19 protein-coding genes are annotated in these 21,660 nt (G+C 54.8%); 6 read left to right on the top strand and 13 right to left on the bottom strand.

Annotation, left to right across the window (positions count from 1 at the left end):
* Positions 1 to 8: 8 nt before the first annotated feature.
* From FFS57_RS05365 to FFS57_RS25135, 5 genes are all read right to left on the bottom strand, one after another.
* The gene (locus tag FFS57_RS05365; RefSeq protein ID WP_137936729.1) at positions 9 to 2,045 is read right to left on the bottom strand and encodes a PAS domain-containing sensor histidine kinase; all 2,037 of its coding nucleotides are present in this window, start codon (positions 2,043 to 2,045) and stop codon (positions 9 to 11) included.
* 93 nt (positions 2,046 to 2,138) lie between these two features.
* A complete protein-coding gene (lpdA, locus tag FFS57_RS05360; RefSeq protein WP_137936728.1) occupies positions 2,139 to 3,905 on the bottom strand; it encodes a dihydrolipoyl dehydrogenase in 1,767 nt (588 codons plus the stop codon).
* A 102-nt stretch (positions 3,906 to 4,007) separates the two neighbouring features.
* Positions 4,008 to 5,639 (bottom strand): dihydrolipoyllysine-residue acetyltransferase, encoded by a 1,632-nt coding sequence (gene aceF / locus FFS57_RS05355; RefSeq protein WP_137936727.1) that lies wholly within the window; start codon positions 5,637 to 5,639, stop codon positions 4,008 to 4,010.
* A gap of 13 nt (positions 5,640 to 5,652) precedes the next feature.
* Positions 5,653 to 8,307, bottom strand: coding sequence for a pyruvate dehydrogenase (acetyl-transferring), homodimeric type (gene aceE / locus FFS57_RS05350; protein ID WP_137936726.1), 2,655 nt, complete (start codon positions 8,305 to 8,307; stop codon positions 5,653 to 5,655).
* 201 nt (positions 8,308 to 8,508) lie between these two features.
* Complete coding sequence (locus tag FFS57_RS25135; protein WP_171013642.1) at positions 8,509 to 8,721, bottom strand: hypothetical protein; 213 nt, start codon at positions 8,719 to 8,721, stop codon at positions 8,509 to 8,511.
* Between FFS57_RS25135 and FFS57_RS05345 the strand changes: the two genes are divergently transcribed.
* From FFS57_RS05345 to FFS57_RS05325, 5 genes are all read left to right on the top strand, one after another.
* Entirely contained in the window at positions 8,720 to 9,394 is a 675-nt protein-coding gene (locus FFS57_RS05345; RefSeq protein WP_171013640.1) for a substrate-binding periplasmic protein, read from the top strand. The genes FFS57_RS25135 and FFS57_RS05345 overlap by 2 nt on opposite strands.
* Positions 9,395 to 9,468: 74 nt before the next feature.
* Positions 9,469 to 10,941: an FAD-linked oxidase C-terminal domain-containing protein gene (locus FFS57_RS05340; RefSeq protein ID WP_137936724.1), complete on the top strand. Its 1,473-nt coding sequence runs from the start codon at positions 9,469 to 9,471 to the stop codon at positions 10,939 to 10,941.
* A gap of 6 nt (positions 10,942 to 10,947) precedes the next feature.
* The gene (glcE, locus tag FFS57_RS05335) at positions 10,948 to 12,003 is read left to right on the top strand and encodes a glycolate oxidase subunit GlcE (RefSeq protein WP_137936723.1); all 1,056 of its coding nucleotides are present in this window, start codon (positions 10,948 to 10,950) and stop codon (positions 12,001 to 12,003) included.
* Between the two features lie 6 nt (positions 12,004 to 12,009).
* Positions 12,010 to 13,239: a glycolate oxidase subunit GlcF gene (glcF, locus tag FFS57_RS05330; protein ID WP_137936722.1), complete on the top strand. Its 1,230-nt coding sequence runs from the start codon at positions 12,010 to 12,012 to the stop codon at positions 13,237 to 13,239.
* Positions 13,240 to 13,370: 131 nt separating this feature from the next.
* Positions 13,371 to 15,170 carry a methyl-accepting chemotaxis protein gene (locus FFS57_RS05325; protein ID WP_137936721.1) on the top strand — a complete coding sequence of 600 codons (1,800 nt, stop codon included), beginning with the start codon at positions 13,371 to 13,373 and terminating at the stop codon, positions 15,168 to 15,170.
* 66 nt (positions 15,171 to 15,236) lie between these two features.
* Here FFS57_RS05325 and FFS57_RS05320 read toward each other — a convergent pair whose 3' ends face one another.
* The 7 genes from FFS57_RS05320 to FFS57_RS05290 all read right to left on the bottom strand — a co-directional run bounded on the left by FFS57_RS05320 (position 15,237) and on the right by FFS57_RS05290 (position 19,987).
* A complete protein-coding gene (locus tag FFS57_RS05320) occupies positions 15,237 to 15,752 on the bottom strand; it encodes a GNAT family N-acetyltransferase (RefSeq protein WP_137936720.1) in 516 nt (171 codons plus the stop codon).
* A gap of 179 nt (positions 15,753 to 15,931) precedes the next feature.
* On the bottom strand, positions 15,932 to 16,591 hold the full coding sequence (locus FFS57_RS05315; protein ID WP_137936719.1) for an MIP/aquaporin family protein: 660 nt from the start codon (positions 16,589 to 16,591) through the stop codon (positions 15,932 to 15,934).
* A 93-nt stretch (positions 16,592 to 16,684) separates the two neighbouring features.
* Entirely contained in the window at positions 16,685 to 17,161 is a 477-nt protein-coding gene (locus FFS57_RS05310; RefSeq protein ID WP_137936718.1) for an arsenate reductase ArsC, read from the bottom strand.
* 59 nt (positions 17,162 to 17,220) lie between these two features.
* Complete coding sequence (locus FFS57_RS05305) at positions 17,221 to 17,694, bottom strand: ArsI/CadI family heavy metal resistance metalloenzyme (protein WP_137936717.1); 474 nt, start codon at positions 17,692 to 17,694, stop codon at positions 17,221 to 17,223.
* A 16-nt stretch (positions 17,695 to 17,710) separates the two neighbouring features.
* Positions 17,711 to 18,037 carry an ArsR/SmtB family transcription factor gene (locus FFS57_RS05300; RefSeq protein WP_137936716.1) on the bottom strand — a complete coding sequence of 109 codons (327 nt, stop codon included), beginning with the start codon at positions 18,035 to 18,037 and terminating at the stop codon, positions 17,711 to 17,713.
* A 380-nt stretch (positions 18,038 to 18,417) separates the two neighbouring features.
* Complete coding sequence (locus tag FFS57_RS05295) at positions 18,418 to 19,035, bottom strand: nitroreductase family protein (RefSeq protein ID WP_137936715.1); 618 nt, start codon at positions 19,033 to 19,035, stop codon at positions 18,418 to 18,420.
* A gap of 52 nt (positions 19,036 to 19,087) precedes the next feature.
* Positions 19,088 to 19,987, bottom strand: a complete 900-nt coding sequence (locus tag FFS57_RS05290) for an EamA family transporter (RefSeq protein ID WP_137936714.1) — start codon at positions 19,985 to 19,987, stop codon at positions 19,088 to 19,090.
* Positions 19,988 to 20,064: 77 nt separating this feature from the next.
* On the opposite strand from FFS57_RS05290, the gene FFS57_RS05285 reads away from it, so the two are divergent.
* A complete protein-coding gene (locus FFS57_RS05285; RefSeq protein ID WP_137936713.1) occupies positions 20,065 to 20,577 on the top strand; it encodes a MarR family winged helix-turn-helix transcriptional regulator in 513 nt (170 codons plus the stop codon).
* A 149-nt stretch (positions 20,578 to 20,726) separates the two neighbouring features.
* Here FFS57_RS05285 and FFS57_RS05280 read toward each other — a convergent pair whose 3' ends face one another.
* A complete protein-coding gene (locus FFS57_RS05280; protein WP_137936712.1) occupies positions 20,727 to 21,500 on the bottom strand; it encodes an AraC family transcriptional regulator in 774 nt (257 codons plus the stop codon).
* Positions 21,501 to 21,660 lie beyond the last annotated feature (160 nt).

Below are 21,660 nucleotides of genomic sequence, written 5' to 3'. Positions count from 1 at the left end.
CGGACTGTTCAGGCAGCGGTAGGGAGAGTGAAGCGGAAGATAGTCCCGCCTTCTGGGTTGTCTTCAACCCAGAGCTGGCCTTGGTGGAATTCGATGATGGAACGACAGATATTGAGGCCCATTCCCATGCCTTGTGGTTTGGTGGTGAAGAAGGGTTCAAACAATCGTTCTTTTTTATCGGGGGCGATGCCATGGCCGCGGTCGATAACAGCAACTTCGAGTGTGGCGTTATGGAGTTTGATGACTCGTACCAGCAGATTGCGATCATTCAATGCGGTGGCATGCATGGCTTCGATCGCGTTACGTACCAGGTTGACCAGGACTTGTTCGATCATGATGCGATCGGCAATGACACGTGGTAACGCATCGTCGAGATGCAAAGTGATATTAACGCTGTGTTTACGGGCATCGATATCCGCGAAGCTGATGGATGCTTCGATAATGTCTGAGATTTCACAGGTTTCGCGATTGGGTTCGCTGGTTTTGACGAATTCACGGATACGGCGAATGATTTTGCCTGCTCGTTCAGCTTGGTAGCTGGCCTTTTCCATGGCGGGCAGCAAATCGGTCGGTTTGACTGATGGGTTCTGCAGGCGCGTAACGCAGCCATTGCAATAGTTGGTGATGGCGGCTAGTGGTTGATTCAGTTCATGCGCAAGGCTGGAAGCCATTTCACCCATGGTGATCAGGCGGGACGTAGCTTGAAGACGTTCAAGTTGCTGACGGTGCAATTCTTCGGTTTCCTTACGCTCGGTCACGTCGGTAGAGATCTCCATCCGCACTGTACGACCATCAACCCATTTGATAGGTCGGCTGCGAATGTGGTACCAACGGCTACTGGCACTATCCTGCTCTTCTACATCAAATGCTGCGCCGTGACGGCGCCAGCGGCTACGGTGACGTTGGTCGATGTCACAAACGGTTTCCGGCGCGGCGTCGATTCCGTACAAGGTTTTGTATTGTTCGTTGACGAACAGTAGTGCGTTATTTTCCATATCGGAAACCAACACCGCAGCATCCAGGCCGTCCAAGACAGCAACAAAGCGTTCATGGGAGGCTTCCAAGGCTTCTCTTGCGTGTAGTCGCTCCGTGATATCGGTCATCGCAGCCATCCAACCGGTTTGTTGACCTTCGGAATCAATCAGTGGTGACACATGGAATAGCACATAGATTAGTTGGCCATCTTTTCTACGTAGCATCAATTCAAAGCCAGCACGGTCAACTTTACCTTGAAAAGTCAGCTCCAGATTGTGCTGGTGCGCCTCATAACCTTGATCTGGCCAATAAGGGTAGGGTGGTGCGTTGCCCACCAACTCGTCTTCTGTAAATCCGGTCATTTCACAAAATGCCGGATTGACGTAGGTGATACAGGCGTTCATATCGATGGCGCGCATACCGGTTGATAACGAATCCTCCATTGCCTTGCGGAAGGACGATTCGGCACGTAACGCCTGTTCAGCTGCTTTGCGGTCCGTGACATCTCGCGCCACCGCGTACATCAAGCCTTCCTGAATTTCCGGATTAACGGCCCAGGCCAGCCATTTATAGCTGCCATCCTGGCAGCGAAAGCGGTTTTCAAAGTAGATCGAAGGTTCGCCTGAGGACAGCTTACGTGTCTCTGCTCGTGTGGCGGCGATGTCATCTGGATGAACATATTTGAAGAAGGTGGAGTTCAGTAACTCTTCACTGCTGTAGCCCAGAATTCGTTCAAAAGCTGGATTGACACGCTTGAACTGACCATCCAGACCAATCAGGCCAAGCATATCCAGTGACAAGTTGAAGAAGTGATCCCGCTCGGACTCCACCTGAACACGGGCGCCAATATGGCGGCGCAACGCCCACATGGTCAGGCCGGTGATGGCGACCAGAATGATGGCGACCAAACCCACCAGCAACTGCTGGCCAGCCTTGAGTGAGACGAGAATGAAGACGGAAGCAATCAATGCCAGACCGACGATCAGCCCGGCAAACACGGGTGGCCGCATGTACCAGCGTTTAACGTTCGGTGCGGCAAGTGTTTCGTTGGGTTGGGTCATCGGTGGCATGCAAACGCCTCAACAAGGGTGCGGCATGTTAAAGGGGTAACGGGCAAATGCCAAAGCCTTTGCCCGTTCTGGTCTGCAATGGGTACTACGCTGTTATCGCTTGCGTTGCGGCGGCAGATCAGTGCATACACCCTCAAATACTTCGGCCGCCATGCCGATGGATTCACCCAGCGTTGGGTGTGGGTGAATGGTTTTGCCGATATCGGTCGGATCGCAACCCATTTCGATGGCTAGGCATAGCTCGCCAATCATGTCGCCAGCGTGTGTACCGACAATGCCGCCACCCACGATGCGATGCGTTTCTTCATCGAAGATCAGCTTGGTGAAGCCTTCGTCCCGGCCATTGGCAATGGCACGACCAGAGGCGGCCCATGGGAACACGGATTTGCCGATCTTGATACCTTGCGCTTTGGCTTGTTCTTCCGTCAGCCCAACCCAAGCGACTTCCGGATCGGTATAGGCAACAGATGGAATCACCCGGGCATCGAAGAAAGCCTTATGTCCAGCTGCATTTTCTGCGGCGACATGGGCTTCATGAACTGCTTTGTGTGCCAACATGGGCTGGCCGACCAGATCGCCAATGGCAAAGATGTGCGGCACATTGGTGCGCATCTGCTTGTCAACGTCGATGAAGCCGCGATCCGTTACTGCGACACCAGCGTTTTCGGCGCCAATTTGCTTGCCATTGGGTGCCCGGCCTGCAGCCACCAAGACCATGTCGTAACGTTGGGGTTCGGCAGGCGCGTTCTCACCTTCGAAAGTCACCCAGATACCATCTGGCTTGGCCTCAACCGCAACGGTTTTGGTTTTCAGCATGATGCGGTCGAAACGATGTTCGTTCATCTTCTGCCAGACTTTGACCAGATCGCGATCCGCGCCCTGCATCAAGCCATCAAGCATTTCGACAACATCCAGACGGGTACCGAGGGTTGAATATACGGTGCCCATTTCCAGACCGATAATGCCACCACCAACGATCAGCATCTTGCCTGGGATATGCTTCAGTTCCAGTGCGCCAGTTGAATCGATGATCCGCGGATCTTCCGGGATAAAAGGCAGCTTTACCACGCGGGAGCCGGCGGCAATGATGGCTTTCTGGAATTTGACGACTTTTTTCTCGCCAGTTTTGTCCTGGCCCATGCCAGTTGTCAGTTCGACTTCCAGATGATGTGGGTCGATGAAACGGCCAACACCGCGAACGACTTTCACCTTGCGGGCCTTGGCCATGCCGTTCAAGCCCGTGGTCAATTTGCTGACCACTTTTTCTTTGTAGCCACGCAAGCCGTCCAGATCGATTTTGGGTTCACCAAATACAATACCGTTTGCGGCCAGATGCTTGGCTTCATCAATCACGGCGGCGTTGTGCAGCAAGGCTTTGGAGGGAATGCAGCCAACATTAAGGCATACGCCGCCCAAGGTGCTGTAACGCTCAACCAATATGGTTTTCTGACCCAGATCTGCAGAACGGAAGGCAGCTGAATATCCACCTGGGCCTGCACCAAGCACCAGCACATCACATTCGATATCGGCACCACCACTGTGGCTGGCTGCAATGGGAGCTGCTACGAGTGTCGGTGCGGGTGCTGTTGCCGTGGCGACAGGGCTGGGTACAGCACTGGTAGCGACTTCCAGCGATACGATGATGCTACCTTCGCTGACTTTATCGCCGACTTTAATTTGAACAGCCTTGATCACGCCTGCGGCGGTGGCAGGCACATCCATGGTGGCTTTATCGGTTTCCAGGGTGATCAACGCATCGTCTACGTTGATGGCATCGCCAGGCTTGACGGCAACCTCAATAACGGCGACATCGTTGAAACCACCGATATCGGGGACTTTGAGTTCGATGACATTGCTCATGCAAGCAATCCTTCAAGAAAAGGGTGGTGCAAGACCGGGCTTACTGCACAACGGGTACCCGGTGTAGTCGGGGCGTTGGCTTAAAGCCCGATCTGGCGAGTGTTACAGCATCAGGCGGCGAATGTCGCCCAATACCTGGCCAAGATATGTGGTGAAGCGAGCAGCGGAAGCGCCGTCGATCACACGGTGGTCATAGCTCAGGCTGAGCGGCAACATCAGGCGTGGGGCGAACTCACTGCCGTTCCAAACGGGCTTGATTGCCGACTTGGACACGCCCAGGATGGCGACTTCCGGCGCATTCACGATTGGTGTGAAGGCTGTACCACCGACCCCACCCAGTGAGGAAATCGAGAAGCAACCACCTTGCATGTCGGTAGGCAATAGCTTGCCATCACGTGCTTTGGCGGCCAGCGCACTGGATTCCTGTGCCAGTTGGATCAGGGATTTCTTATCGGCATCCTTGATGACTGGAACCACCAGCCCATTCGGCGTATCGGCAGCAAAACCGATGTGGAAATATTGTTTCAACACCAGATTGTCGCCATCAAGCGAGGCGTTGAATTCTGGATATTTCTTCAATGCGGCAACTACGGCCTTGATCAGGAATGCAAGCGGTGTCAGCTTCACATCCTGTTTCTTCAGCTCATCACCCATTTGCTTGCGGAAGGCTTCCATCTCGGTGATATCGGCTTCGTCGAACTGGGTAACATGTGGGATCATCACCCAGTTGCGCGCTAGATTGGCACCAGACAATTTCTTGATGCGCGACAGCGGCTTATTCTCGATCGGGCCAAACTTGGCAAAATCGACCTTGGGCCAGGGCAACAAGTCCAAGCCAACGCCAGAACCACCGGCAGCGGGCGCGTGGGCTGCAGACGAGGTCAGTACACCTTTCACGAAGGTTTTGACGTCTTCCTGCAGAATGCGGCCTTTAGGGCCGCTTCCCTTGACTCTGCCCAGGTCGGCGCCCAATTCACGTGCAAACTTGCGAACCGATGGGCTGGCGAACGCTGCTTTGAAGCCTGTCTCGTCTACCTTGCCGGTGGACGGTGCGGTTGCAACGGGTGCTGGCGCCGCAGCCGCTTTTGCTGGTGAAGGGGCTGCCACTGGTTGTGGAGCTGGTGCTGGCGTTGTCGCTTGAGTAGCTGTCGTAGCGGGACTACTGGTGGTAGCCAGGGTGATCACCAGATCGCCTTGCGATACCTTGTCACCTACCTTGACGGCAACGCTCTTGATGGTGCCGGCGGTGGTAGAAGGTACATCCATGGTGGCCTTGTCGGTTTCCAGCGTGATCAAGGTGTCGTCCACCTTGATGGTGTCACCGGCTTTGATGGCAACATCAATCACGTCCACGCCATTGAATCCACCGATATCCGGAACACGGATTTCGATGACGCTGCTTTCAGCCGCTGGCGCTGCTACGCTGGGTGCAGGTGCAGGTGCAGGTGCAGGTGCAGGTGCAGGTGCAGGTGCAGCGACGGGCGACGGCGCTGCTTGACCTGCTGCTTCCACCACCACAATCACCGACCCTTCGGAAATTTTGTCGCCCACCTTTACATTGACGGCTTTGACGACGCCACCTGCGGTTGCGGGTACGTCCATCGTGGCTTTATCGGTTTCCAGGGTGATCAGGGTGTCGTCTGGGTTGATGGTGTCACCAACCTTGACCGCGACTTCAATCACAGCCACATCGGAAAAGCCACCAATATCGGGGACTTTGAGTTCGATTGTCATATCGTCATGCCCCTTACACTGTCCACGGTGCCGGCTTGTCGGCATCCAGTCCATATTTGACCATGGCTTCCAGTACCTTGGCGCGATCCAGCTTGCCTTCGTCCGCCAGTGCCTTCAGTGCCGCAACGGTCACAAAGTAGCGGTTCACTTCAAAGAAGTGGCGCAGTTGCTCACGGGTATCGGAACGGCCAAAGCCATCGGTGCCCAGTACGACATATTTGCGCGGCACATAGGCGCGGATCTGCTCGGCATACAGGCGCATGTAGTCGGTCGCAGCGATGATTGGGCCTTGCGTATCTTGCAGGGACTGTTTAACGTGCGATTTACGCTGGGTTTCGGTCGGATGCAGCAGGTTCCAACGGTCGGTGGCCATGCCATCGCGCGCCAGTTCAGTGAAGCTCGGGCAGCTCCATAGGTCGGCTTCCACACCCCAATCGTTCTTCAACAATGTGGCGGCTTCGATAACTTCATTGAAGATGGTTCCGGAGCCCAGCAATTGCACACGCAAAGCACTGTCGCCACCCTTCTTGAAGGAGTACATACCCTTGATGATGTTTGCTTCGGCACCGGTTGGCATGGCAGGGTGCGCATAGTTTTCGTTCATCAGGGTGATGTAGTAATACACATCCTGCTGTTCAGCATACATGCGGCGCAAACCGTCCTGTACGATCACCGCCACTTCATAACCGAATGTCGGATCGTAGCTGATACAGTTGGGGATGGTGCCGGAGATCAGGTGCGAGTGGCCATCTTCATGCTGTAGGCCTTCGCCGTTCAGTGTGGTACGACCAGCCGTTCCACCTAACAGGAAGCCACGGGTACGCATGTCACCAGCAGCCCAGGCCAAATCACCTACACGTTGGAAACCGAACATCGAATAATAGATGTAGAACGGAATCATTGGCACACCGTGGGTGCTGTAGCTGGTACCTGCGGCGATCCAGTCGCACATTGCGCCTGGTTCATTGATGCCTTCCTGCAGAATCTGACCGTTCTTCGATTCTTTGTAGAACATCAGCTGATCGGCATCCTGTGGCACGTAGGTCTGACCAACTTGGCTCCAGATGCCGAACTGGCGGAACATACCTTCCATACCAAAGGTACGGGATTCGTCCGGTACGATTGGCACCACGTATTTGCCGATGGCTTTGTCTTTCAGCAGTGTATTCAGAATACGGACAAAGGCCATGGTGGTGGAGTATTCGCGGCCTTCACCGGATGCCTGCAATAGTGCATCGAATGCAGACAGTGATGGCACGTCCAGCGAGTGCGACTTCTGGCGGCGGGCTGGCAGGTAACCCCCCAGGCCCATGCGGTGACCGCGCATGTACTCCAGTTCTTTCGAGCCTTCTTCAAACTTGACGTAGGGGACTTCTTCCAGCTTGTCATCTGGTACCGGGATGTCGAAACGATCGCGGAATTGGCGGATGGCGTCGATATCCATCTTCTTCTGCTGGTGGGTGATGTTCATCGCCTCACCGGCATGGCCCATGCCGTAACCCTTGACAGTCTTGGCCAAGATGACGGTCGGTTGGCCTTTGCAATCAGTTGCTGCTTTGAATGCTGCGTAAATCTTGGCGGGGTCGTGGCCACCGCGGTTCAATTCCCAGATATCCTTGTCGGACCAGTCCTTGACCAGCTCCTTCAGTTCAGGGGTGTTGAAGAAGTGTTCGCGCACATAAGCACCGTCCTTGGATTTCATGGTCTGGTATTCGCCATCAACCACTTCCATCATCCGTTTTGACAGGATGCCCTTCTTGTCGCGCGCGAACAGGGCATCCCATTTGGTGCCCCAGATCAGCTTGATCACATTCCAGCCAGCGCCACGGAAATCACCTTCCAGTTCTTGGATGATCTTGCCATTACCACGCACTGGGCCATCCAGACGTTGCAGGTTGCAGTTGATCACGAAGACCAGGTTGTCGAGCCTTTCGCGGCCGGCCATGCCGATGGCGCCCAGGCTCTCGGGTTCGTCCATCTCGCCATCGCCACAGAATGCCCATACCTTGCGGCCTTCCGTTTGAGCATGGCCACGGTCTTGCAGGTATTTCATGAAGCGGGCTTGATAGATGGCCATCAGCGGCCCTAGGCCCATCGATACAGTCGGGAATTGCCAGAAATCCGGCATCAGCCATGGATGTGGGTAGGATGACAACCCCTTGCCGCCGACTTCCTGACGGAAGCTGTCCATTTGATCCTGGCTCAAACGGCCCAGCAGGAATGCACGGGAGTAGACGCCGGGTGCAGAGTGTCCCTGAACAAAGATCAGGTCGCCACCGTGGCTGTCAGAAGGTGCATGCCAGAAGTGGTTGTAGCCCACATCATATAAGGTGGCTGCCGATGCGAAGGAGGCAATGTGCCCCCCGACGTTGGTGTCCTTGTTGGCACGAACGACCATGGCCATCGCATTCCAGCGAGTATAGGCGCGAATCTTGTGTTCCAGTGTGGTATCGCCTGGGAAGGCAGGTTCCTTGCCGGCAGGGATGGTGTTCACATACTGGGTATTGGCGCTGTATGGAATGTCCGCGCCTTTTTGGCGGGCTTCGTCAATCAGCTTTTCGATCAGGAAATGCGCGCGTTCTTCGCCTTCGTTCTCAATGACGGCATCGAGCGATTCGAGCCATTCGCTCGTTTCTTGCGGATCGATGTCGGGTGGCAGTTCGGCCATGGTTGCTCTTCCTTGGAATAGAATGACTCGTCGACGCGCGGCTATGTGGGGGACGCCCGCGATATTTGGTGTTATAGCCCAGGCATTGCAAACACGAATTTGCGAAAAATACAGTGTTAACGATACCGATTGGCTTTGTGTGATCGCGATTACACACTGCCCGAGCAACTGCTTGAATTGGGATTAACCCCGAAGGCGTGGTCAGAAAAGGGAAATTCCTAATGAATGCATCTGCTTGCGATAGGAAGCGCCGGCGAAAAAGCTGTCGATGTCTATCATGAACGTATCGTTATGTAGTGTGATAGGCGAGAAAGTGTCGATTCGGACAATATTATGCTGGCTGTTATGTTGGGTGATGTGGGTGGTCTGGCCAGCAGAGGTGGCGGGCAAGGAGCCAATACGTGCCGTATTCATGGAAGATTTTCCTCCTTTGAGTTATGCCGCCCGGCCCAAGCCCAGTGGCTTGCTGGTGGAGCAAGTGGAGTACTTGATCGGCCGACATCTGGGATTGCCGCTTGAGGTCAAAACCTATCCATGGAAACGGGCACAACGTCTGGTGGAGGTGGGGGAGGCTGACCTGTTCTACACGGTGGAGACCGAAGCTCGTCGTCACTATGCGGTGTTTGTCAGGAAACCGATGTATCGTATCCAGTTAGCGCTATTAGCCTCTGTCAATAATCCGCGGCTGAAGGAGATTGAGCAGGTTCACAAACTGCAGGATCTGGAAGGATTCTCGGTAGCCAGCTATCGGGGGGATGGCTGGAGCGCACAGAACTTGCAGCAGTTCCCGCTACTATGGATGAATGGTGCTCAGGATGTGATCAGGGCCATTGACCGGGGGCTGGCCGACTTGTTTATTGGCAATGTGCCAACCTTGAATGAACAGTTGCGCCTGTATGGATCCAAAGACCGCTTTGTCATGCTGCCCTTGCCAGAGTTGACGCCTCAGCAACCGGAGTTTCGCATCGGTATTGGCATGCGGACGCCGGGTATGGCCAAGTTGCTGGATGATTTGAATCGGGCGTTGGAAACACCTGACGTTCAGCAAAAGCTGAAAGACATAGAGGACCGCTGGGCTACCAAATAGCGCTGAAAACGAATGTGGCTGCGGCTGGCATGGGTTCACCTTATGATGGCCTATTGCCTTCATTGGTCTGACCCATGACTGGATTTCATCACGTTGATCTGCAACCATTTGCCCGTCAGCTCCGACAGGCAGTGCCCGGGTTGGATATTCTGGACGACCCGGAAGATACCCGGCCCTTTGAATGCGATAGTCTGACGACACATCGTTGTGTGCCAGGATTGGTACTGATGCCGACCAATGAAGCCGACATCGTGGCTATCTTGCGTTGCTGCACTGAAGCACATGTTCCGGTGGTGGCGCGGGGCGCGGGGACTGGCCTCTCCGGTGGTGCCCTGCCACTGGCACATGGTGTACTGTTATCGATGGCGCGTATGAATCGTATCGCATCGCTGGACGCCATGGCCCGTACCGCCACTGTGCAGCCTGGGGTAACCAATCTGGCGATTTCGCAAGCAGCGGCCGTGCATCAGCTGTATTACGCACCCGATCCATCAAGCCAGATCGCTTGCACCATTGGCGGCAATGTCGCCGAGAATTCGGGCGGAGTGCATTGCCTGAAATATGGGCTGACCGTGAATAATGTGTTACGTCTACGAGTGGTGTTGATGGATGGCGAGGTGCTGGAAATTGGCAGCGAGGCATTGGATAGTCCCGGTTTCGACTTGCTGGCGTTGATGATCGGTTCGGAGGGGCTGCTGGGGATTGTCACAGAGGTAACGGTACGTCTATTGCCCAAACCTCAACTGGCACGGGTGATTCTGGCTGCATTCGCGTCGGTAGAACAAGCGGGGCAGGCAGTGGCCGGATTGATTGCTGCAGGCAGCATCCCCGCTGGGCTGGAGATGATGGATCATGATGCTACCCAGGCTGCAGAAGCGTTTGTGCATGTCGGTTACCCGACGGATGCCGCGGCGATCCTGTTGTGTGAGGCCGATGGCAATGAGGCCGAAGTAAGTGACGACATCGAACGGATGTCAGCCTTGCTGCAAGCTTATGGCGCTACCAGTCTGCGGGTATCGACTACCGAGGCCGAGCGTCTACGGTTGTGGGCCGGGCGGAAGGGGGCATTTCCAGCTGTTGGCCGAATCAGCCCGGACTATTACTGCATGGACGGCACGATTCCTCGCAAAACCCTTGCCCAGGTGTTAACGCGGATTGCTGACTTGTCACGGACATATGGCCTGCGCTGCGTGAACGTGTTTCATGCCGGAGACGGCAACCTGCATCCTTTGATTTTGTTCGATGTTGCCAAGCCGGGTGAGTTGGCACGGGCCGAGGCCTTTGGCAGCGCCATTCTGGCCTTATGTGTGGCGGTGGGGGGCACGGTAACCGGTGAGCATGGCGTGGGCGTGGAAAAGTTGGATGCCATGTGTGGCCAGTTTGGTGTACGTGAGCTCGGCCTGTTCCACGACATCAAGCATGCGTTTGATCCAGACGAGCTATTGAACCCCGGCAAGGCGGTGCCTACATTGCATCGTTGTGCAGAGCTGGGCGCCATGCATGTGCATCATGGCCAGTTACCACATTCTGATCTGCCGCGTTTCTGAGGCCGAATGACAGTTAATCCTATCCTTGAACAGCTGATTGATTCCGTGCGTGAAGCAGCTGCGCGTGGAACACCCATCAGGATCCATGGCGGTGGCAGCAAGCAATTTTACGGGGAGCCTGTGGCAGGCCAACCGCTGGATGTGACGGGATATCAAGGTATTGTCGAGTATGAACCGACAGAGCTCTATATCACAGCTCGTACCGGAACCCGTTTGAGCGAATTGGCGGCGACGCTGGCTGAACACAATCAGATGTTGGCATTTGAACCACCTTGCTTCACTGAGGCCACCACGGTCGGCGGGATGGTGGCCGCCGGTTTGTCTGGGCCACGACGAGCTTATGTGGGGGCCATCCGGGATTTCACCTTGGGCGTCAGTATGCTGGATGGCCGTGGTCAGCCACTGCAGTTTGGTGGCAAGATCATGAAGAATGTGGCCGGCTACGATGTCTCCCGGCTGCTGGTTGGTAGTATGGGGTGCTTGGGCATTCTCACTGAGGTGACCTTGAAGGTGATGCCTCGCCCCCGTTTTGAACAAACCCGTGTGCTGGAAATGACCCCATTGGATGCTTTGACCAACCTGAATCGCTGGGCTGGCCAGCCATTACCGATCTCCGCCAGTGCTTGGCATCAGGGGCGATTGTGGTTGCGTTTGTCAGGTGCCGAGTCGGCAGTGATGGCGGCATCGCTTCAACTTGGCGGGGAGCCGAGTGACGATGCCATTTGGTCTGCCCTTTGCCACCAGCACCATATGTTTTTTACCGGTAACCGACCATTGTGGCGGTTGAGCCTGCCGGCTACTGCACCATGGCTGCCGGACCAGGCCGATTGTCTGTTGGAGTGGGGGAGCGCATTGCGCTGGGTGGTAAGCGATGAGGGCAGCGCATTGCGTAGTTGGGCGGTTCAACAGGGGGGGCATGCGACCCTGTTTCGGCACGGGGGCGAAACCTGTCCGGTATTTACACCGCCGTCTACGGCCTTATTGGCGCTACATCGGCGGCTTAAACAACGTTTTGATCCGGCGGGCGTATTGAATCCAGGCCGATTGTACCCAGGGGTGTAACGCGCTATGCATACCGATCTGGCTGACACCTACCAGCATGATGCCCAGGCGGTTGAGGCGGCTGAGTTGATCAAGGCCTGTGTACATTGTGGTTTCTGCAATGCCACCTGCCCAACCTATCAGCTGTTGGGGGATGAACGCGATGGCCCACGTGGCCGCATCTACCTGATCAAGCAGATGCTGGAAGGCAAGGCGGTGACTGCCAGTACGCAATTGCATCTGGATCGTTGTCTGATGTGCCGTGCCTGTGAGACAACCTGCCCGTCTGGCGTACGTTATGGCCATCTGGCCGAGCTGGGGCGTGAATTGGTTGCACGACAGGTGGAGCGGGGGCCGGAAGTTCGATTTCGGCGTGCCGTGTTGCACGACGGGCTATTGAAGGGCCCGTGGTTTGGCTTGGCTGTGGGGTTGGGACGGCTGGTCAGACCGGTGCTGCCTGGGCGGTTGAAATGGCGTGTTCCCTTGGCCCGGGAGGCTGGAAGCTGGCCTGAGCCTCGCCACCCGAGAAGGGTATTGTTACTTGATGGATGCGTACAACCGATATTGGTTCCGGCTATTAATGCGGCTGCGGCGCGTGTCCTGGATCTCGCCGGGATCAGTGCGATTCGTCTGCCACATGCCTGTTGTGGCGCACTGAGTGCCCATATGGGGTATGCGGACGAAGCTGAAACCCGGATGCAGCGGAATCTTCAGACCTGGATGACTGAGTTGCAAGGTCCTGCAGAAGCCATGATCAGTACTGCAAGTGGTTGCAGTGCCTATTTGAAAGACTATGGTTGGCAATTACGCAATGATCCGCACCATGCCGGATTGGCTGCACGTTTAAGCCTGATGAGTAAAGATCTGGTGGAGCTGATCCAGCAAGTCTGGCCCTCGCTGCGGCCATTACTGAAGCCGCCACAAACAGTACGGCGGGTAGCGGTACAGGCACCCTGTTCGCTACAGCATGGGCAACAGTTGGTGGGGCTGGTTGAGCAGTTGTTGACGGATGCCGGTTTTGAATTGACCCAGGTGGTGGATGGGCATTTGTGCTGCGGTTCTGCAGGCACCTATTCCCTGCTGCAGCCTGAACTATCGGACCAATTGCGGGCCAACAAGCTGCAAGCCTTGCATGCGGGCCAGCCGCAATGTATTGCGACTGCTAATATAGGATGCATGATGCACCTGCAACAGGTGACATCGACACCTATCTTGCATTGGATCGAACTGATCGACATGCTGATTCGGGAAACCTGACCTAAGTACGTCGAAATACGCGCAGGGTGTACTGGTTGACGAATATCAACAAACACTAATGTATTGTTTTACCTGATAGTTGCCGTCAGGCATGCTCGTGGCTGATTGTGGATTCTCCTGGAGACAAATACATGAACGGGTTCTGGCAGACCTACGAATGGCTGGAGCGCAGTGTTTTTTACACGCTGACACGCAAGTTGATGAGCCTGAGCTTTGTCATTTTGTTCCAATTGCTGGTTTTATGGGCAGTCTGGTCAACCACTAGCGATATCACCGCAGCCTTGCGCCAATCTGGCTTGGCTGCAGAGCAGATGCACAAGCTGGTTGGCAAATTGGATGGGGCAGTCCGGCTGGTGCTGGTACTGACCATGTGCTCGGCAGGCTTCATCACCTTCATGATCTGGTACCTGCGTTACCTGATTGTGCGACCGATTCGCGAGATCATCACCATTTTCAATGACATCGGTGCGGGAGAAGGCGACCTGTCCAAGGATATTCCAGTCAAGACCTACGACGAGCTACGTGAGATGTCGGAAGCGCACAATCGCTTTCTGGCCAAACTGCGTGACATCATCAGCAATGTGCGCCGCATGACCGTGCAGATTTCGATGGAGTCGGCCAAATCGTTGAAGAACATTCGCGATACAAATATCAGTGCGCATACACAGGATAAGCTTGCGCAGCAGGTGTACCAGTCCAGTGTCGCCACAACCGAGCGTATTGAATATGTCAATCTGCGCTCACAAGCGTTGGCTGATACTACGCACGATAATATGGTGGTGGCGAATGACTCTTATCAAGAGTTGCTGGACCTTGTAGGTCGTATCACTGCCATCAACGACAAGGTTGAAAGCTTCAGTAGCACAGTGGGTGCATTGAACGATCGCAGCAGTTCGATCAAGAATATTGTCGGCCTGATCAAGGAGATCTCAGATCAGACCAACCTGCTGGCCTTGAATGCCGCCATTGAAGCGGCTCGTGCGGGTGAAGCCGGGCGTGGATTTGCGGTGGTATCCGATGAAGTGCGCCGTTTGGCGGAGCGGGTGCGCAATGCAACCGATGACATCACCAACGATATTGATGCCATGCTTGACCAAGTGAACCGAACCTTGGAGCAGACGGGCCAGATCAAACAGGACACTGCGGTTGCTCAGGAAGTGGTCGGTAAGTCATCTCAACACTTTGCCAAAATGGTGGGTGATTTTGAAACCGCTGCAGGCAGCCTGACGGAGATGGCACAGCGCATGTCGGAAATTGCAACAGGCAATGCAGAAACCAACCAGAATGTATCGGAAATCCATCAGCTGACCATGGCGGTGTCGGATCAGATGTCGCGTTCAGAAACCTCCACCCATGATCTGGTGGCTGCTTCTGAAGAGGTGCAGGAGTTGATTGGCCGATTTGTGGTGGGCGTGGGTGAGTTCGACAAAGCAATTCAGACTACAGCCCGTTTCCGCGACCAGATCGTGGAGCGCATGTGGGAAATGAAACGAGGTGGGGTGGACATCTTCGATCAGCGTTATGTGCCGATTACCAGTACCAACCCTCAGAAATACCGCACGGCTTATGATGAGCAGTTTGCACGCACCTTTCAGCCTGAGTTTGATCAACTGGCGCGTGCCATTCCCGGCGGCAAGTTTGCGTTACTGGTGGATACCAAGGGTTATGCGCCGACACATAACAGCTGGTACTCGAAACCGCCGACCGGTCATATGGAATCTGACTTGGTCAACAGCCGGGACAAGCGCATATTTGCTGATGAGGCAGGCTTGCGCGCGGCACGCAATACCCTGCCATTCCTATTGCATACTTATCTGCGCGATACCGGTGAAATCATGACCGAGATCGACATGCCGGTGTATATCGACAAACGCTTGTGGGGCAATCTGCGGGTGGGATTTGATTCCAGCATCATGTTGAGTGCAGTGTGATGCGGGGCATTGGGCCGTCGATAAGCAACACATAGCGTTGGCACGGCAGGTGCCAACTCCGGTGGATTATCCCTGGCCCAGGCTTTGCGGCGCATACACGCAGACTGTCGTGCGGCGCGAGCCATTGGGCCGGCGTGCCGGGTCATCGAAGGTATCGCATTCCACAAACCCGGCTTTGCGCATCATGCCGGCGGAACCCAGGTTTTCTTCATGTCGTTCGACGAAAATCGTCTTCAAGCCTTGTTGTTGCAAGGTTGTCACGGCCAATTGCAACAAACGGCTTCCGATTCCACGCCCCGCCAGACTTTGGTCCACAACGGCTTCACCGATATAGCCATGCTGCTGGTTTGGGCTATCCCGTAAATAACGGGCAAGGTGGCTGGATACCATCAGGGTAACAAATCCAACCAAACGCCCAGCTTCTTCGGCCATGATAGCTTGCACCTCACCGCTCGCAATCGCCGTGAGATGATCACGTACACCTTCTACTGGCAGATAGTTCCAGGCGTTGGGGCCATGGGTGAGAATGAAGGTGTGCAGGTTGGAGATATCACTGGCTTCGGCTGTGCGGGTGGTGATCATGCGTGTGTTTGACTGTCAGTTGGAATGAATCGATGTCAACAAAGCCTAGACTGGGTCTGGTGGTCGGTCAAGCCAGTTGGGTCCATTATTCAGATGAATTCATGTTATCTGCACCGCTTGCTTGCAGCGACATGCTTTGCCTCAGGTGGCCGAGACTTGCTGGCTGCGTTTGATTAAGATCAGGGGGCATCGTGCAGAAGCCAGCCAAATACCCATGTGGCAACAACGGCACCAACCAGCTGCGCTGCAATAAAGCCTGGGGCGTCGATGGGCCGAATGCCAGCAAAAGTGTCGGTTGCGGCACGGGCCAGGGTAACAGCGGGGTTGGCAAATGAGGTAGAGGCGGTAAACCAGTAAGCAGCAATAATATAGGTTGCAACAGCAAAGGGAACCGCATTCGGTCGATGGCGTGCGCAACCTAGGATCACGGCCAGTAGACCGAATGTGGCGACAAACTCGCTCCACCATTGTGCGGGCCCACTACGTATGTGTTGTGATGCAAAGAACAAAGGTTCGCCAAACATACCATGGGCGGTGGCAATGCCACAGAAAGCACCAATCACTTGGGCCAGCATATAGCTCAATGCTTCGCGCACGCTCAGTTTGCGCTGGATAGCGATGGCGAGCGTAACGGCTGGATTGAAATGGGCATCAGACACACCACCAAAGGTTAAGATCAACGCCACCAGGCCTGCACCGGTGGCGAGTGCATTGGCCAGCAGAGCAAGTGCAATGTTGCCGCCAGCCAGTCGTTCAGCCATGATGCCCGAACCCACTATAATCGCCAGTAACAGCGCGGTACCTAGCCATTCGGCAAATAGACGACGTTTCAAGTCCATCTGTGGTCACTCATAATCAGTTGATAACTAGCAGAAAATCACATGCCATGCGATTGGCATGGCATGTGTAGGCAAATACTGAAGTACGTTGAATCAGGTACCAATCAAACCAATCCGATCCAGTTCTGATTTCAATTGAACCGGGTCGCTCAATAGCATTGGGGGTAGTGCCAGAAAAGCTTCGATGCGGGTTCGCAAGGTGCAATATGTGTGCATGAAGGCTGCGTCAATGTCGGCATCGGTTCCTGTGGCATGGGCCGGGTCTGCCACACCCCAGTGAGCACGTAGTACCGAACCCAGGTAAGCCGGGCAGGCCTCACCATCCGCGTTACTGCAAACCGTGATGACAATATCTGGCGTGATTGACAGCTGATCCCATGATTTGCTGTGCAAACCTTCGGTTGGAATGCCTTCCCGTTGCAATAGGGCGAGCGAACGTGGGTGGACATGTCCAGCAGGTTTGCTGCCAGCACTGATCGCACGAATGTTTGCAGGCGCCAGGGCGTTGAAGGTTGCTTCAGCCAAAATCGAACGGCAGGAATTACCAGTACAGAGAATCAGGATGTTCATTGTATTTTATCGAGTCCAAATCGAATTGGCAGACCGGTGACACGTCGGTCTACACGGAATCAGCAACAGCCAGAACCAGGACTGCAGGTGGTGACTTCAGCGAGCTTGACCTTGGGACTGCTGGCGGGGGCACAGCATGCGCCCTTGCTGTCACGCTGACCGCCGTAGGTGGCAATTTCACCCGTGCTGTGAAATGCTTCCCAAGTAATGCCTTGTGGATCGGTCAGCCACTGTTTGTCTGATTGGGCATAACAGCAGTTCGCACCTTTTTCCGGCACGGCAATTAGACCGGCAGTCAACACACGCTGTTCGATTTCTGCCAATTCTTCATCGCTTTCTACCTGGATGCCTAAATGGTTCAGACCGATTTCTGCTGAATGGGTGGAAATGGCGAAATTGACGCACGGATCATCCAGCATCCACTTGGCGTAATCTGTTTTCAATACGGTAGGTTCGGTGGCGAATAGTCCTTGATAGAAGCGGACGCTTTCCGATAGATCTTTGACGGAAACATGCACATGCAGGCGTTTCATGATGACTCCTTTGCAATCAGAGGCAGGATTGACAGCCCGGATCGGATACTTCGCATGCCGAACCGGCACAACAGTTTTCGGTCAGGAAACCAAGCAAATCGTTCATGGTTGGAAAATTGACTGAATAGAATACAAATCGTCCCGCCTGCCGGGCCAGAACCAGCTCAGCTCGGCTCAGTTCCTTGAGGTGAAACGACAAGGTCGCTGGCGGGATACCCAGTAGCTCACCAATCTTGCCGGCCGGTAATCCTTCCGGACCATGTTGGACTAGTAGGCGGAAGATGGACAGTCGTGATTCCTGAGCGAGCGCGGTAAGTAGTGTGACAGCAGTTTTATTTTCCATATTTCCATAATAATAAAAATATAGAATCATTTCTAGCTGTTTTTTAGCTATCCAATTGTTGGACGTAAAAAACGTAGCTCTTTTGCCAGGTTAGATATGAGGGGAAAACAAGCGTGGCTAACAAAGGCTTGGTACTGCGTTGTGTCAGCTGGTGGCCTGCTTTGCCTCAGTTGCTTTGCTGACTCTTGCTAGCCCCCTGGCTGGGGCGGCATCGAAGATGAGGGGAAGCGGGGGCAGGTGTGTTACCCGCCACGAAATGGCGCGGGTAACCCCCGGGATGTGGCATATGGTAGTGAAGTGGCTATGACCAGTCAGTTGATGGCTGGTTGAATTCAACTATGGCTACATGCCTCATCGTCTTGTCGATGAGGATATACGGCTTATGCAAATTCGATGACATCTTCTACGAGCTTGCGAGGTTTTTGCGGCCAATTGCCGTCGGCAGCATAGCCAACCGTCACCAGGATGACTGGAATCTCGGTGTCTGCCAGTTGAAACTCACGTGTAATACCGGCAGCGTCGAATCCACTCATTGAGCACGTCGCGAGCCCCATACCCTGTGCTGCCAGCATCAGGGTCATGGCTGCCAAAGACGCGGAACGAATGGCTTCGTCACGTTGCAGTTGTGGGTTGGTTGGGTGTGATGACTGGGCCATGCTGATCCAGCGATCAGCAAGCGACTGATCAAAAATACCAGCCTCAACCGAGAGTTTCAGGGCCTCAGGCAACCCTTCATGTGCTGCCAGTTTGCCGCAGATAATGAATGTCACGGCGGCGTCCACGACTTTGTGCTGGCTGTAGGATACGTCTTTCAGGCGGGCTTTGGCCTCTGGGGTGCGTACAGCAATGAACTTCCAGTTCTGGAAGTTGTAGGCTGATGGCGCCCGTGTGGCCAGACGTACCAGCTCGGCGATCTCGGTGTCGGATAGCTGTCGGCTCGGGTCATAGTGATTGGTTGAGACACGTGATTCGATCAGCGACTGGATGGAAAATGACATGGGTACCTCCATTGGAATGACGGATAAGGGTTGGAAACAGGCAGGATGGGTATCAATATCTATGCTGCGTTGAACTGGACTGCCGTGGTGCGTGAGTAGCCCATTGCACTGCCACAATGCTGCCTAATACAGTGGCCAGTCCGATCAGCGACAAGCCACGCATGGTTTGGTCAAGCAGCATCCAGCCAAGTACCACGGCGGTTACCGGGCTCAACAGCCCCAGTGAGGACACGGCCACCGGGGATAGACGGGCAATGCCGCGAAACCACAGCGCATAAGCCAGCAGCGCACCGAATACAGATAGATAGGTGTAACCCAAGATATGGGTAATACCGAGCGTGGGCAGTGGTGGGTCAACGAGCCAAGCCAGTGGGGTCAGCATCAATCCCCCCATCAGTAACTGCCAACCGGTAAAAGCCAATACGGGTAAACTGGATTGCCAGCGCCGTGCCAGATAGGTGCCGGTGGCCATGCATGCTGAGCCTGCAAGTGCCACGGTGATGCCTAGTGGGTCCCATATGGACCCTGGTGACAGAAGCAAGGCTGCCATGCCACCAATCCCTAGTATGGCGGCGCCAATAGCCAGCTGGGCTGGCCGGTGTCGATCCAGTCCCCATGCCAACCCCATCACCAGCATCGGCTGGATTGCACCGACCACTGCGGCCAGTCCGCCAGGGAGTCGATAGGCGGCGACAAACAGAAATGCCTGAAAGAAGCCGATGTTCAGTGCCGCTAAGGTAAGCAGGCGTCCCCATTCATTCGGTTTGGGGCGATGTCGGCTATAAAGTGTCAGTAGCAGTCCGGCCGGTAAGGTACGTAACAGGGCAGCGATGAAGGGGCGATCCGGCGGTAACAGCTCGGTCGTAACGATAAAGGTGGAACCCCAGATGGTGGGGGCTAACGCAGTCAGCAGTACATCTGTCCAAACAACCTGTTTCGGCATGGCAGTCATCCAGATATCTTGAATTCAAGGTAATATGGACGAGTATAACAGAAATATCTTGAATTCAAGATAATTGGAGTGGAAAAATGAATACGGATCATTCTGGTGATGCCGTTGATGCGATTCTGGCGCAATGGCGTCAGGAGCGCCCGGATCTCGATGTCAGTCCGATGGGGCCGATTGGGCGGGTCAAGCGCTGTTCCGCCTTGTTGCAACGTCGGCTGGACGCTACCTTTTCGACTTTTGGATTGACCGGGTGGGAATTTGATGTGCTGGCGACTTTGCGGCGCTCGGGTGCACCGTACAGCTTGGCGCCGACGACATTACTCGCCGCTTTGATGGTGACTTCCGGAACGATGACACATCGCCTGAAAGGGCTGGAAGGCCGTGGTCTGGTTCAACGCTTCGCAAACCGTGATGATGCGCGCAGCCTGATGGTACAGTTGACCGATGCGGGCCTAGCATTGATCAACCGTGCAGTGGAAGCACATGTGGAGAATGAACGACGAATCCTGGCGTCAATCGAACCGGCCGATCTGGCCTTACTGGATGTACATTTGTCACGACTGTTGATTGCACTGGAATCCGGTCAGGGTTGATATGTTGCTTGTCATGGCCAGACGTTTGGTGTTTCGGCGGTGTCAGGGAATCGTTGCCACAGTCTCACTGGATTGCCTTGTGAGCGACTACTTCACGTGCCGGAATGGTTCTGTTCTGGCTGGCGTGAAACAGGGCCGCCAGCGTTTGATTACTTCTGTTGGGCTGTACCTTCACGCATCACCAGTCGATATTCCCGTGGGCTCATCCCAGTCATTTGTCGCAATTGTCGCGTCAACGCGCTTTGGTCGAAGAATCCACAATCAACTGCAATATCGGCAATGGGTAACGTTGTGTAGACCAGTGCGTGGGTGGCGGCATCCAGACGGGTTTTGCGGACGAAATGGCCGGTACTCATCTGAAAAACACGTTTCATGCGGCGGTCGAGTTGAGCAATGGAGAGGCCGGACAGTTCGGAGAGTTCTTCCAGCGGCAGGTGGCGGTGGTAGTTGGACTGGATGAAATCAATGGTTTGGGCGAAATGTTCGTCTACCAAGCCGTCGCGGCTAAGTTCGGTCAGGTCTTTGGAGAGGCAGACCAGGCCGATCAACTGACCAGTCCGGTCAAAAACAGGTTCCTTATTGGAAAGGCACCAACCAGGCAGTCGGTTGTTATAGACCGTCAGATCAAGGTTGTCGACGATTGGACAGTTTTGCGAAAAGACAATGCGATCCTGTGCCGTGTAACGGTCTGCCATATGGGCGGGGAACAGGTCATGAGCAGTTTTGCCGATGGCATCGCGTTTGTGGCGTAAGCCACAACGTTCGACACAGGCTTCGCTCATGGCGACATAACGTCCCGCTGTATCTTTGACCGAGAAGACAATATCCGGCAATCGATCAAACAGGGTTTGTACAAACAGGGTGTCGCGAAGATCGGATACCACATGACGTGTAGGCGAATGGGTATCCAGCTGGATTGGCATGGGGGTCTCCTGGGCATCTGGCTGTGGCATGAAGCTTCTGGGCTGCGATCAGCCTAGATGTGTGTCTTTCTGCGAATATCGAGGCAATTGGTTGCTGAGCGATCAATACCACTGCCAACAGCGGATTTGCACTGTTGGCAGTGTAGGAAAGCCCCCAGCC

This window comes from Chitinivorax sp. B (assembly GCF_005503445.1).
Taxonomy (GTDB): domain Bacteria; phylum Pseudomonadota; class Gammaproteobacteria; order Burkholderiales; family SCOH01; genus Chitinivorax.
Note: the sequence above shows the minus strand (reverse complement) of the source record. Positions and strands in the feature narration are given on the sequence as shown.

What these genes read in the sequence shown, in the direction of transcription:
- FFS57_RS05365 (WP_137936729.1), bottom strand. Translation starts at nt 2,045, where the DNA reads ATGCCACCGATGACCCAACCCAACGAAACACTTGCCGCACCGAACGTT.
- lpdA (WP_137936728.1), bottom strand. Translation starts at nt 3,905, where the DNA reads ATGAGCAATGTCATCGAACTCAAAGTCCCCGATATCGGTGGTTTCAAC.
- aceF (WP_137936727.1), bottom strand. Translation starts at nt 5,639, where the DNA reads ATGACAATCGAACTCAAAGTCCCCGATATTGGTGGCTTTTCCGATGTG.
- aceE (WP_137936726.1), bottom strand. Translation starts at nt 8,307, where the DNA reads ATGGCCGAACTGCCACCCGACATCGATCCGCAAGAAACGAGCGAATGG.
- FFS57_RS05345 (WP_171013640.1), top strand. Translation starts at nt 8,720, where the DNA reads ATGGAAGATTTTCCTCCTTTGAGTTATGCCGCCCGGCCCAAGCCCAGT.
- FFS57_RS25135 (WP_171013642.1), bottom strand. Translation starts at nt 8,721, where the DNA reads ATGAATACGGCACGTATTGGCTCCTTGCCCGCCACCTCTGCTGGCCAG.
- FFS57_RS05340 (WP_137936724.1), top strand. Translation starts at nt 9,469, where the DNA reads ATGACTGGATTTCATCACGTTGATCTGCAACCATTTGCCCGTCAGCTC.
- glcE (WP_137936723.1), top strand. Translation starts at nt 10,948, where the DNA reads ATGACAGTTAATCCTATCCTTGAACAGCTGATTGATTCCGTGCGTGAA.
- glcF (WP_137936722.1), top strand. Translation starts at nt 12,010, where the DNA reads ATGCATACCGATCTGGCTGACACCTACCAGCATGATGCCCAGGCGGTT.
- FFS57_RS05325 (WP_137936721.1), top strand. Translation starts at nt 13,371, where the DNA reads ATGAACGGGTTCTGGCAGACCTACGAATGGCTGGAGCGCAGTGTTTTT.
- FFS57_RS05320 (WP_137936720.1), bottom strand. Translation starts at nt 15,752, where the DNA reads ATGATCACCACCCGCACAGCCGAAGCCAGTGATATCTCCAACCTGCAC.
- FFS57_RS05315 (WP_137936719.1), bottom strand. Translation starts at nt 16,591, where the DNA reads ATGGACTTGAAACGTCGTCTATTTGCCGAATGGCTAGGTACCGCGCTG.
- FFS57_RS05310 (WP_137936718.1), bottom strand. Translation starts at nt 17,161, where the DNA reads ATGAACATCCTGATTCTCTGTACTGGTAATTCCTGCCGTTCGATTTTG.
- FFS57_RS05305 (WP_137936717.1), bottom strand. Translation starts at nt 17,694, where the DNA reads ATGAAACGCCTGCATGTGCATGTTTCCGTCAAAGATCTATCGGAAAGC.
- FFS57_RS05300 (WP_137936716.1), bottom strand. Translation starts at nt 18,037, where the DNA reads ATGGAAAATAAAACTGCTGTCACACTACTTACCGCGCTCGCTCAGGAA.
- FFS57_RS05295 (WP_137936715.1), bottom strand. Translation starts at nt 19,035, where the DNA reads ATGTCATTTTCCATCCAGTCGCTGATCGAATCACGTGTCTCAACCAAT.
- FFS57_RS05290 (WP_137936714.1), bottom strand. Translation starts at nt 19,987, where the DNA reads ATGACTGCCATGCCGAAACAGGTTGTTTGGACAGATGTACTGCTGACT.
- FFS57_RS05285 (WP_137936713.1), top strand. Translation starts at nt 20,065, where the DNA reads ATGAATACGGATCATTCTGGTGATGCCGTTGATGCGATTCTGGCGCAA.
- FFS57_RS05280 (WP_137936712.1), bottom strand. Translation starts at nt 21,500, where the DNA reads ATGCCAATCCAGCTGGATACCCATTCGCCTACACGTCATGTGGTATCC.